The organism is Micromonospora sp. M71_S20 (genome assembly GCF_003664255.1).
GTDB lineage: Bacteria > Actinomycetota > Actinomycetes > Mycobacteriales > Micromonosporaceae > Micromonospora.
The window spans coordinates 262,217-274,250 of sequence record NZ_RCCV01000001.1 but is presented as its reverse complement, the minus strand read 5'-3'; the positions used below and the strand labels follow the sequence as shown (position 1 = coordinate 274,250).

The window sequence follows — 12,034 nt, the reverse complement described above, 5'->3', positions numbered from 1 at the left end:
AGGCGACCCTAAGCCCGAACGTGCAGGAGCCTCGTGACCACCCTCGCCACCCGACCGGCACCTGCCGGCACCCGGCCCCGGGCGCGTGGGGGCCGGCGGCTCGCGGTCACGGTCGCCGCCGCGTCGGTGCTGCTGCTGGCCGTGCTGGCGAGCTTCGCGCTCGGCAGCCGGGCGCTGGCCGTCGACGAGGTGTGGCGCGCGCTGGTCGCCCCGGACGGCGGCGAGGCCGCCACCATCGTGCGGGAGCTGCGGATGCCGCGCACCGCGCTCGGCCTCGCCGTCGGGCTGGCGCTCGCGGTCGCCGGCGTCCTCTTCCAGGCCCTCACCCGCAACCCGCTGGCCGAACCGCGGATCCTCGGCATCAGCGCCGGCGCCTCGTTCGGCGTGGTGCTGGCCATCTCCGTCTTCGGCGTGGGCACCCTCGCCGGGTACGTCTGGTTCGGCATCGCCGGCGCGTTCGGGGCCGGCGTGCTGGTCTTCGCCGTCGCGGCCAAGGCCCGCGAGGGTGCCAGCCCGGTCACCCTCGCGCTGGTCGGCGCGGCCCTCGACGCCAGTCTCGCCTCCGTGGTGTACGCGCTGCTCAGCATGGACGCCCGCACCTTCGAGGAGTACCGCTTCTGGGTGGTCGGCGGGCTGACCGGCCGGGACCTCACGGTGGCCGCCCAGGTGCTGCCGTTCGTGCTCGCCGGGCTGGTCCTGGCCGCGCTCGTCGCCCGGGGCCTGGACGCGCTCGCCCTCGGCGACGACGTGGCCCGGGGCCTCGGGCACCGGATCGGGCTGGTCCGCCTCGGCGGCGGCGTCGCCGCGGTGCTGCTCACCGGGGCGGCCGTCGCCGCCGCCGGGCCGATCGCGTTCGTCGGGCTGGCGGTGCCGCACCTGGCCCGCGCCCTGGTCGGCGCCGACCACCGCTGGACCCTCGCGGTCTCGGCGCTGCTCGGGCCCGCGCTGCTGCTCGGCGCCGACGTCGTCGGCCGGCTCGTCGCGCCGCCCGGGGAGGTGCCCGCGGGCATCGTCACCGCGCTGATCGGCGCCCCGCTGCTGGCCTTCCTGGTCCGCCGCGCGAAGGTCGTGACGGCGTGACCGCCCCCGCGACCCCGGCCGTCGGGCGGCCGGCGGGCCGTTCCCGGCTGGGCGTCACCGCGCTGCCCGGCCGGTCGCTGGTGCGGATCGGCCCGGTCAGCGTGCAGGTCCGCCGCCGCTCGGTGCTGGTCGCCGCCGCGCTGGTCGTGCTGCTGCTCGGCGCGGGGGTGCTCAGCCTCTCGTTGGGCACCCCGTACGTCGCCCCGGCCGACGTGCTGCGCGCACTCTCCGGCGCCGGCACCCCGTACGACCTGGTGGTCCTCGACCTGCGGCTGCCCCGGCTGGTGCTGGCCGCGGTGGCCGGCGCCGCCTTCGGGGTGGCCGGCACGCTGATCCAGAGCGTGGCCCGCAACCCGCTCGCCAGCCCCGACGTCGTCGGCATCACCCAGGGCGCCGGTCTCGCCGCGACGGTGGCCCTGACCGGCGGTGTCGCCGCCGTCCTCGTGGCCCCGGCGGCGCTGGTCGGCGGGCTGGTCGCCGCCGTGCTGCTGTTCGTCCTCGGCGCCCGGCACGGGCTGGCCGCCCAGCGGTTCGTGCTCGCCGGGGTGGCGGTCGCCTTCGCGTTGCGGGCGCTGACCGAGGTGGTCATGCTCACCGCCGACCCGATCGACGGGCTGCGCGCGCAGATCTGGCTGATCGGCACGCTCGCCGGCAAGGGCTGGACCGAGAGCCTGTGGATCGCCCTCACCCTGGCCGCGCTCCTGCCGGTGCTGGCCTGGGCCGGCTGGGCGCTGAACAGCACCGCCCTGGACGACGACACCGCCCGGGGGATCGGCCTGCGCCCGGTGGCCCGCCGGGTCGGCCTCGCCGGCACCGGGGTGCTGGCCGCCGCGATGGTCACCGCGCAGGTGGGCGCGGTGGACTTCGTCGCCCTGGTCGCCCCGCAGCTGGCCCGCCGGCTGGTCCGCGCCGAGCGCCCGCCGCTGCTCTGCGCCGCGTTGCTCGGGGCGCTGCTGCTGGTGCTGGCCGACCTGGGTGGCCGGCGGTTGTTCGCCCCCACCCAGCTGCCGGCCGGCGTGCTGACCGCCGCCATCGGTGGCCCGTATTTGATCTTCCTGCTGCTCCGTGGCCGGCGGCGGTCCTCGTGATGTCCCACCCTGGCAAGGAGGCGTGATGCTCTCCACCCGCGACCTGGTCGCCGGCTACGACGAGCGGACCGTGCTGGACGGGCTCGACCTGGAGCTGCCCGGCGACGCGTTCACGGTGATCGTCGGGCCGAACGCCTGCGGCAAGTCCACCCTGCTGCGCACCATGGCCCGCCTGCTCACCCCCCGGCGCGGCGCCGTGCTGCTGGACGGCACCGCCATCCGGGACCTGCCGACCCGCGAGGTCGCCCGCCGCCTCGGCGTGCTGCCGCAGAGCCCGCTGGTGCCCGAGGGGGTGACCGTCGCGGACCTGGTCGGCCGGGGCCGGCAGCCGTACCAGCGGTGGTGGCGGCAGTGGTCGGAGTCAGACGGGGCCGCCGTCGACCGGGCCATGGCGCTCGCCGACGTGACGGCGCTGGCGGACCGGCCGGTCGACACCCTCTCCGGCGGCCAGCGGCAGCGCGTCTGGATTGCCATGACCCTCGCCCAGGACACCGAGGCGCTGCTGCTGGACGAGCCCACCACCTTCCTCGACCTCGCCCACCAGGTGGAGGTGCTGGACCTGCTGCACCGGCTGCGCGTCGAGCGGGGCCGTACGGTCGTCGCCGTGCTGCACGACCTCAACCAGGCCGCCCGGTACGCCGACCACCTGATCGCCATGCGCTCCGGTGCCGTGGTGGCCGCCGGGCCGCCCCGGGAGATCCTCACCGCCGACCTGGTCCGGGACGTCTTCGGCCTCGACTGCGTGGTCGTGCCCTGCCCGGTGACCGGGGCGCCCCTGGTGGTGCCCGCGCTCACCAGTCCCTCCCTGACCCGCCTGCCCGCCGGGAACGCGGCGACGCCGCTGACCGGCTCGCACCCTTCGAAAGGAATCTGATGCGTCGTCTCGCCGCCGCCCTCACCGCGGCGCTGGCCCTCGGCGTCGCTCTCACCGCCTGCGGTGAGAGCGACCCGGTCGCCGACACCACCACCGGACAGACCCGGGAGATCGTCCACGCCATGGGCACCACCAAGGTGCCGGTGGAGCCCAAGCGCGTCGTCGTGCTCGACACCGACAAGATCGACACAGCCCTGACACTGGGCGTCACACCGGTCGGCGCCGCCACCGCCGGCGAGGCGCGGAGCTGGCCGACCTACTTCGGCGAGGAGAAGCTCGCCGGCATCAAGGAGGTCGGGGTGCTCACCGAGCCCGACCTGGAGGCCATCAACGCCCTCAAGCCGGACCTGATCCTGGGCAGCAAGTTCCGCCAGGAGAAGTTCTACGACGAGCTGGCCGCCATCGCGCCGACCGTCTTCACCGAGAAGGTCGGCATCACCTGGAAGGAGAACTTCCTCTTCGACGGCAAGGCGCTCGGCAAGGAGCAGCAGGCCAAGGACCTGCTGGCCGCGTACGAGACGCGGGCCAGGGAGTTCGGCGGCAAGCTCGGCGACGCCGCCGACCGCAAGGTCTCCATCGTCCGCTTCATGCCGACCGAGATCCGGGTGTACGGGCCGGACTCGTTCTCCGGCATCGTCATCGGCGACACCGGGCTGGGCCGCCCCGAGCGCCAGCAGCTCACCGGCAAGGAGGACCGGCGGATGGACCGGGTCAGCCCGGAGCGGATCGGCGAGGTTGACGGCGACGTCATCTTCGTCACGGCGTACGGCGAGAAGGCCGCCGCCGAGCAGGCCAAGGTGACCGGCGGGACGCTCTGGAAGGGGCTGGCGGCGGTCAAGGCGGGCAAGTCGCACGTCGTCTCCGACGAGATCTGGATGACCGGCATCGGCATCGGCGCCGCCAACAAGATCCTCGACGACCTGGCGAAGTACCTCACCGCCTGACGCGGTCGCGCGCGGCGGCCGCTACGGCTGCCGCGCGTCACCCGCCACGGACTCGCCGGCGGCGCGCCGCAGCGAGCGGTACCGGGAGAGGTCCTCGCGGGCCGGCCCGCCCTGCCGGACCCGCTCGACCGGGTGCACCGCCGGCTGGTCCGGCACCCGGGGCGCCTCCCCGCTCTCCGTGACCAGGTCCTCGGTCTCCTGGACCAGGTAGTGCGGCCGACGCTTGGTCTCGTAGTAGATCCGGCCGATGTACTCCCCGATCACGCCCAGGATCGTCATCTGGATGCCGCCGAGACCGATCACGCTGACGATGATGGTGGTGTAGCCGGGAACGTCGATCCCCTTGCTGACGGCGTCGGCGACCACCCAGGCCATGTAGACCACCGCGATCAGGGTGAGGAACAGGCCGCCGTAGATCGCCAGCCGCAGCGGCCGGTTGTTGAACGACAGCAGCCCGTCGAACGCGTAGTTGAACAGCTTGCCGAACGTCCACCTGCTCCGGCCCGCCTGCCGGGTCTCGTTGCCGTGCGCGACCACCACCGTCCGGAAGCCGATCCAGGAGAACAGCCCCTTCGAGAAGCGGTTGTACTCCGGCATCGCCAGCACCGCGTCCACCGCCAGCCGGGACAGCAGCCGGAAGTCACCCGCCCCGTCCAGCAGCCGCACGTCGATCCACCAGTTGACCACCCGGTAGAAGGACCGCGAGGCCAGCATCCGGACGAACCGGTCACCACGCCGGTCCCGGCGCGCGATCACCTGGTCGAAACCCTGCCGGTACAACGCCACCATGTCGGGCAGCAGCCGTGGCGGATGCTGGAGGTCGGCGTCCATTATGACCACCGCGTCCCCGGTGGCCCGCTCCAGCCCGGCCAGCATCGCCGCCTCCTTGCCGAAGTTGCGGCTCAGCGACGTGTAGCGCACGGTGGGATCGGCGGCGGCGAGGCGGCGCAGCGCCACGAGGGTGCCGTCGGAGCTGCCGTCGTCGACGTACACCACCTCGATGTCGACGTCGGACAGCTCCGCGACCGCGGCGGTCACCGCGGTGTGCAGCCGCTCCACCGAGGCTTCCTCGTTGAAGCAGGGCACCACCAGCGACAGGAGCACCCGCGTCACCCCGCCCGGCCGGTGCCCGAGGACCCCCGGCCCGCGCCGCGCGGCCCCGCGCCGCCCCGGTCAGAGGCGGTAGACCAGCACACCATCGATCTCCTCCCGGGTGATGCCGAGCCCCTCGAACGGCCGCTCCGCGATGCCCTCCCAGGGCGTCCCGGCGGTCCAGCCCGGCAGCGCCACCACGGACCGCACCCCGATGCCCCGCAGGTACGCCACGCTGCCCGGATCGGGGAAGGCGGCCGTCGCGGCCCGGGTCTGCGCCTGGGTGACCGGCTCGAACCCGGCCAGCCCGTTCGTCACCCGGGGGAACCCGTCCGTCGTCCACAACATGAAGATCAGGTCGACCGCGCCGCCGGCGGGCAGCACCAGCATCGGTTCCCCCGCCGTACGCATCGCGGCCGGCGGCGTCGGCACCACCGGATGCGCCGTCCGGTTGACCCCCTCCAGCCCGACCAGGGCCAGCGGCACCAGCAGGAGCACCGGTGCGAGGAACCTGGCCCAGCCCCGGGACGACCACCGCCGCACCGCCGTGGCGAACACCGTCACCGTGCCCGCCGCCAGCACCGCCAGCAGCAGGCTGGTCCAGTGCATCATCCGGCCCGGCGTCCGCAACGCGTCCCAGCCCGGCAGGTGCTTCGACAGCGTCAGGTAGCCCGGATCGCCGTCGCCGCCGAGGGTGACGCCCAGGCCCAGCAGCACCGTGCCGAGCACGCCGAGCCCCAACGCGATCCGGTGCCGGGCCGGAAACACCGAGACGAACAGCCCCGCCGCGGCCAACGCGAGCAGGACCATCCCGGGCAGCAACGCCATCTCCGGCGGCCAGGACAGCTGTTCCCGGGCCGCCGCGTGCCGCTCGCCCCACCACCACGAGTCCGCCGGGGCGGTGACGAAGCCGATCAGCGGCGGCGAGAACATCTCCGTCCAGGCCAGCGACCGCTCGGCCTGCGGGTTGAGGTCGACGACCCGCAGGTAGACCAGGCCCAGCAGCAGCGTGGCCGCGCCGAAGACGGCCCCGCCGACCAGGTCGGCGACCAGCAGCCGCCGGCCGAACGCGGGACGTCGCCCGCGCCGCCACCACGACCAGCCGTAGCCGCCGGCCCCGACCAGCACCGCGGCCAGCAGGAAGTACACCAGCGGCAGCCCGATGCCGAAGCCCAGGCTGATCTGCCAGGCGGCGACGAGCCACCCCGCCAGGGCCCAGCCCGGACGCCGTCGCTCCGGCCGGTAGCCGTGCCGCAGCGACCAGCCGTGCCCGCGGGCCAGCATCGCCAGGCACAAGGCGATCCCGCCGCTGGACAGGATGTTCAGGTGGCCCGAGTGCGCCAGCCGCCAGGGCGCGTACGCCCACGCGATCCCGGCGACCGCCCCGCCCAGCCGGCCCGCCCCGAGTTGCCGGACCAGCGCGTACGCCCCGACGAAGGCCAGCGCGTGCACCAGCACGTACATCACGTTGTACCGGACCAGGGCGGCCTCGAAGCCCGAGCCGAGCATCCCGAACGGGGCGTATCCGAGCAGGGTGTCGCTGTAGGCGTACGTGTAGGTCTCGGGGAAGAACGTGTTGGAGTGCCAGAGACCGGCCGGGTTGTTGAGCACGGCGTGCCCGGCCCAGGCCATCTGCCACGCCTGCAACGTGGGGTCGCCGATGTCGCCGGGAATGGTGCTCGCCGGATGCCGCATCGTCGGCCAGGTCAGCACCACCGCCAGCAGCAGCGCGCCGAGCACCGCCAGTGTCCATTCATGGCGCAGCCAGCTCCACCGCTCCCGCCGGCCGGGGTTCCTGGGAGCGGGAACCTGGTCGTGGTCGGCGATCTCGGCGGGCGGACGGGCGTCCGTGGACCCGGTGGTCATGAAGATAGATGATTCACGATGCTGGGCGTCGTGTCGATCCGCCGCCCGGGATGTGGGCTTTCGGTCGGCGCCCGGCCCGGCCGTGTCGGCCGGACCGGGCGAGCGGATCGGGTGGTGGGAAGGGATCAGGCGGCGGTGGCCCAGATGGCCCGGAAGGCCGCCGCCTCGCCGGCCAGCCAGCGCTCGATCTGCTCCGAACGGGCGTCGGCGGGCATGCGGTGGGCCTCGCCGCGACGGACGTCGACCAGGACCGGCTCGGCGTGCGGCAGCACCGCGTCCATGTGCCGGGCCATCAGGTGCAGGGTGGCGAGCGTCGCCTCCTCGCTGGGCGGCGCCTCGTCGAAGTGCAGTCGGACGGCCTCGACGCGACCGTCGGCGTGCCGTACGCCGAACTGGGGGTTGACCTTGACGGGCAGGTCGCCCAGCATCGCGAGCGCGTCGCGGGTCTGGGCGAGGTCGACCTCCCTCGGCTCGCCGAGGGAGCGCAGCCAGGCCGTCGCGCCGGGAACGAGGGCCTGGTAGAGCGGTCGCCAGCGGGGCTTGACCACGTCGACCACCTGGTCGAGGTGGGTGCCCCCGGTGTGGAAGGCGATGTCGGCCTTGAGCGCCTTGACGAACTGGCCGTGCGGGTTGAAGCCGGAGCGGCTGGCCCGCTGCTTGCGCAGGCCCCCGACGAAGGTGGCCTTCGTCGGGCCGGTGCGGTCGACGTAGCGGGTGAAGCCGAGCAGGGTGGCGTAGGGGGTGGGTGGGGCGGAGGCGGGCGTGGTCACGGGCGTCCTCCCAGGTCAGGGCCTCGATTAGTACATACATTCTAATCGACGGGTGTGACATCTCCCAGGGTTTGTGGGTGCCTTCGTGGTCGTTCGCGCGAAGGGACACAGACCGCTCAGCCGGCAGGACCGTCGCGGCCGCCGAGGCACGCTTCGAGGACTCCGCGGCCGGTCCGCAGACCGGTGCCCGGCGTGGTTCGGGAAAGCGGTGCGGTATCGGCGGCGCCCCGGCGCGTTCGGTTCGCGAAATGCTATTCGCCCCGGCAACGACAAAGGGAAAGGAACATCCGCTCCTTTCCCTTCTCAACATATAGCGCACCGGGGGGCTTGCGGCAAGACCCGGGTCGTGCCGCAGAATCACCCGCCGAGGCCCGGACCAGCGGAAACGGAATTCGCTGAACGCGTGTGTCGTCGTCGAACGGGGGACGTCGAACCGCTGGTGGAACTCGCGGCACCCGGCGCGTGAATGCGGCTGAGTGCGCCACGGACGAGGAGTTCCCGGCGCGGCTGACCGGTGTCGCCGGGCCAGGGCCCAGAACGAGATCGGAGCTGACGACGTGAGCCCTCTGACCACGAGTGCGTTCGACCTTCCCGACCATCTCTCCGCCAAGGCGGACCCGACGCTGATCGCGGGCGACGAGCGCCACTTCACGGCCATCGCGGCGAGCCTCGATCAGTTGACCACCGAGCTGTCCGACCGCCTTGACGCCGAGCGCAGGGCGCCCGGCGGCAAGGGCCGGCAGGCGGTCGACCGGGACACGGAGATCCGGCGGCTCACCGCCCGACTGCGCACACTGCGTCGCTTCGGGATGGACCTGTGCCTCGGACACATGGTCGGTGCGGACGACCCCGAACCCGTGTACGTCGGACGACGTGGCCTGACGGACGGCGCGGGGCGTCGGCTGCTGCTCGACTGGCGTTCCCCCGCGGCCGAGCCGTTCTTCGGCGCGACCCATGCCAACCCGATGGGTCTGGCGAGCCGTCGCAGGTACCGCTGGACCCGTGGCCGGATCACCGACTACTGGGACGAGGTGTTCACCCCGGACGGGTTCGAGGGGCACGCCGCCGCGCTCGACGACCAGTCCGCCTTCATCGCCAGCCTGGGCGGCAGCCGGTCGACCCGGATGCGCGACGTGCTCAGCACGATCCAGGCCGACCAGGACGCCATCATCCGGGCGGGCTCGCGCGGCGCGCTCGTCGTCGACGGCGGTCCCGGCACGGGGAAGACCGTCGTCGCTCTGCACCGCACCGCGTACCTGCTCTACGCCGACCCCCGCCTCGGTCACCGCCGCGGCGGCGTGCTGTTCGTCGGGCCGCACCAGCCCTACCTGGCCTACGTCGCCGACGTCCTACCCAGCCTCGGCGAGGAGGACGTGCAGACGTGCACCCTGCGGGACCTCGTCCCGGAGGGCGCCGTGGCGACCGTCGAGACCGACCCGGAGGTGGCCCGCCTGAAGTCGTCCGCGGACCTGGTGCGGGCGATCGAGGCGGCGGTCAGGTTCTACGAGGAGCCGCCGACGGAGGGGATGACGGTCGCGACCGACGAGTCCGACATCTGGCTCAGCGCCGACGACTGGGCCGTGGCGTTCGAGGCGCCGGGGTCCGGTACCCCGCACAACGAGGCGCGTGACGAGGTCTGGGAAGAGCTGCTCACGATCCTGACGGACAGGTACGACGGCGACGAGCCGGACGAGCTGGTCCGCAGGTCGCTGCTGCGAAACAGGGAGCTGCGTACGACCTTCAACCGCGCCTGGCCGCTGATCGAGGCGACCGACCTCGTCGGCGACCTGTGGTCGGTGCCCGCCTACCTGCGCACGTGCGCCCCCTGGCTCAGCCCCGACGAGGTCCGCAGGTTGCAGCGCCGCGACGCCCAGGCCTGGACGGTGTCGGACCTGCCGCTGCTGGACGCGGCACGGCCGCGGCTCGGCGACCCGGAGGCGTCCGGGCGCAGGCGCCGGCACGAGGCCGTCGTCGCCGTCGAACGCACGCGCATGGCGACGGTCGTGGACGACCTCATCGCGGCCCACGTCTACGACGACGGCGAAGGTGTGCTGTCGAGCCTGCGCCAACTGGACCTCCAGGACGCCCTGGTCGATGAGACCGTACTGCCCGATGTCGAGCAGGACCTGCTCGCCGGCCCGTTCGCGCACATCGTCGTGGACGAGGCGCAGGAGCTGACCGACGCCGAGTGGCAGATGCTGCTGCTGCGCTGCCCGTCCCGCAGCTTCACCATCGTCGGCGACCGCGCCCAGGCCAGGCACGGTTTCCCGGAGTCGTGGCAGGAACGGCTGGAGCGGATCGGGCTCGACCGGATCACCCTGGCCTCCCTGAGCATCAACTACCGGACGCCGGAGGAGGTCATGACGGAGGCCGAGCCGGTCATCCGGGCCGTGCTCCCGGACGCCAACGTGCCGACCTCCATCCGCAGCGGCGGCGTTCCCGTCGTACGCGGATCCGCCGCTGACCGGGACGCGATCCTCGACACCTGGCTCGCCGCCCACGCCGAGGGGGTCGCCTGCGTCATCGGCGACCCCACGTTCCGGGCGACGCCCCGCGTCCGGTCGCTGACCCCGGAGCTGTCGAAGGGGCTCGAGTTCGACCTGGTCGTCCTCGTCGACCCGGAGGCCTTCGGCGACGGGGTCGAAGGCGCGGTCGACCGCTACGTCGCGATGACCCGGGCGACCCAGCAGCTCGTCGTCCTCACCACCTCCTGACGCGTCACGCCTCCGGCCGCCCGGCATCGGGTCGGCGCAGGAGCAGACCCACGGCGACGGCGCAGACGCCGCCGAAGCACCCCAGCGCCACCGCGACGACGTGCAGCGCGGCGGTGAAGCCGTCGCCGGCGAGGTGCCCGCCGCTGACGATGGCGAGGGTGGAGCCGACGAGCGCGAGCGCGACGGTCTCGGTGACGAGTCGGCCCGTGTTGAACAGCCCGGCCACGGTGCCGGCCTGTCGGACAGGTGCGCTGGAGATGGCGAGTCCGTCGATCACGCCCGTGGTGGCGCCGACACCGGTCCCGATCAGCAGCAGCGGCAGCAGGAGGGAACGGGGTGTGCTGTCGGGGCCGATGGTGGTGAGGGCGAACATGCCGGCCGCGCCGAGGACGATCGCCCCGACCGACAGCAGGCGGGGCGAGCGACGCGCGACCGCCGCTCCGACCGGGGGCAGGGCGACCGAGGGCAGGGTGAGCATGAGCATCCACAGCCCGGCTCGCCCGGCGTCGAGGCCGACGACGTCGATGAGGTAGGAGGGCAGGTAGACCAGCAGGGGTACGAGCAGTCCCATCATGGTCGCGGCGACCAGGGAGTACCCGACGAAGCGCTGGTTGCGCAGGAGGCCGAGGTCGAACATCGGGTCGGTGCGGCGCTTCTCGACCCGTACGAACCCGATCGCGCAGACCCCGAGGGCGAGCAGCGCGGCGATCACCGACGGGTGCGAGGCTCCCCGGGCAGGTGCCTCGACGAAGGCCCAGATGAGGAGCGCGAGCGCGGCGGTGAACAGCGCCCCGCCGCCCCAGTCGATCCGCTTCCTGGCACCGGGCAGGGCGGGCAGGAAGGGGCACAGCAGCAGCACGACTCCCGCCAGCGCGGCGGGGACCGCGAAGACGGCCCGCCACCCGAGCGCGTCCACGAGCAGGCCGGAGATCGTGGGTCCGAACGCGAGGCCGACGCCGAGGACCGCGCCGAGCGCGCCGAACACCCGGGTCCGGGCCGCTCCGGCGAAGGACGCCGCGAGGATCGACTGACCGGTTGCCGTCGCCGCTGCCGCACCCGTGCCGGCGAGGACGCGCGCGAGGTTCAGGACCGTGGCGTCCCGGGCCAGCACGCACAGCACGCTGCCGGCGAAGAACACCGCGACCCCGGCGGCGAAGAGACGGCGCTTGCCGAGCAGGTCCGCGAGCGAGCCGCCGAAGGCCAGGAACGCCGCGAAGCAGAGGTTGTAGCCGTTGACGACCCACTGCGCCGTCGTGAGCGGCGTGTCGAGGTCGTGCTGGATGCCGGGAAGCGCGACGGACGCCCCGGTGATGGTCAGCGGAAACGACAGCGACGACAACAGCACCGCCGTCAGGGTGCGGGCGCGCGCGTTCACCGCGACCACCCACCCGGGACCGGGACGGTCGGGTGGAGACGGGAGCAGGGGGCGTCACAGGGGACGGGACAGGTGGATGCAGAAGTGTGCACGAAAGGCTCCGGACATCGCATGCGGAGCCGGGCAGCCCGGACGGCCACACCGGCGAAGGGTCGCTGATGCGGCGGAGCGGAAACGCAGAGCGTTCGGGGGTCTGGGGTTTCGCGCCGCCGCTACGGGCAGCGCACCCTG

9 protein-coding genes are annotated in these 12,034 nt (G+C 73.6%); 5 read left to right on the top strand and 4 right to left on the bottom strand.

The genetic code is table 11. From position 1 onward, the window contains the following. Window positions 1–33 precede the first annotated feature (33 nt). Genes DER29_RS01305 through DER29_RS01290 form a run of 4 tightly spaced genes read left to right on the top strand, consistent with a single transcriptional unit; the run spans window position 34 to window position 3,986 of the window. Window positions 34–1,080 carry an iron ABC transporter permease gene (locus tag DER29_RS01305; RefSeq protein ID WP_121395557.1) on the top strand — a complete coding sequence of 349 codons (1,047 nt, stop codon included), beginning with the start codon at window positions 34–36 and terminating at the stop codon, window positions 1,078–1,080. Beyond that, entirely contained in the window at window positions 1,077–2,168 is a 1,092-nt protein-coding gene (locus DER29_RS01300; RefSeq protein ID WP_233599608.1) for an iron chelate uptake ABC transporter family permease subunit, read from the top strand. Before DER29_RS01305 ends, DER29_RS01300 begins: the two co-directional genes overlap by 4 nt. A gap of 25 nt (window positions 2,169–2,193) precedes the next feature. Beyond that, window positions 2,194–3,042, top strand: a complete 849-nt coding sequence (locus tag DER29_RS01295) for an ABC transporter ATP-binding protein (RefSeq protein WP_121395555.1) — start codon at window positions 2,194–2,196, stop codon at window positions 3,040–3,042. After that, on the top strand, window positions 3,042–3,986 hold the full coding sequence (locus DER29_RS01290; RefSeq protein WP_121395552.1) for an ABC transporter substrate-binding protein: 945 nt from the start codon (window positions 3,042–3,044) through the stop codon (window positions 3,984–3,986). Before DER29_RS01295 ends, DER29_RS01290 begins: the two co-directional genes overlap by 1 nt. Window positions 3,987–4,007: 21 nt before the next feature. Here the strand turns inward: DER29_RS01290 and DER29_RS01285 are convergent, their stop codons facing one another. The 3 genes from DER29_RS01285 to DER29_RS01275 form a co-directional block, all read right to left on the bottom strand. Further along, window positions 4,008–5,099, bottom strand: a complete 1,092-nt coding sequence (locus tag DER29_RS01285) for a glycosyltransferase family 2 protein (RefSeq protein WP_233599607.1) — start codon at window positions 5,097–5,099, stop codon at window positions 4,008–4,010. 60 nt (window positions 5,100–5,159) lie between these two features. After that, window positions 5,160–6,944, bottom strand: coding sequence for a hypothetical protein (locus DER29_RS01280; protein ID WP_370040004.1), 1,785 nt, complete (start codon window positions 6,942–6,944; stop codon window positions 5,160–5,162). A 125-nt stretch (window positions 6,945–7,069) separates the two neighbouring features. After that, window positions 7,070–7,714 carry a hypothetical protein gene (locus DER29_RS01275; protein WP_121395550.1) on the bottom strand — a complete coding sequence of 215 codons (645 nt, stop codon included), beginning with the start codon at window positions 7,712–7,714 and terminating at the stop codon, window positions 7,070–7,072. 566 nt (window positions 7,715–8,280) lie between these two features. Here DER29_RS01275 and helR point away from each other — a divergent pair. Continuing rightward, entirely contained in the window at window positions 8,281–10,428 is a 2,148-nt protein-coding gene (gene helR / locus DER29_RS01270; RefSeq protein WP_199729384.1) for an RNA polymerase recycling motor ATPase HelR, read from the top strand. Window positions 10,429–10,432: 4 nt separating this feature from the next. Here the strand turns inward: helR and DER29_RS01265 are convergent, their stop codons facing one another. Continuing rightward, window positions 10,433–11,803 carry an MFS transporter gene (locus DER29_RS01265; protein ID WP_199729072.1) on the bottom strand — a complete coding sequence of 457 codons (1,371 nt, stop codon included), beginning with the start codon at window positions 11,801–11,803 and terminating at the stop codon, window positions 10,433–10,435. Window positions 11,804–12,034 lie beyond the last annotated feature (231 nt).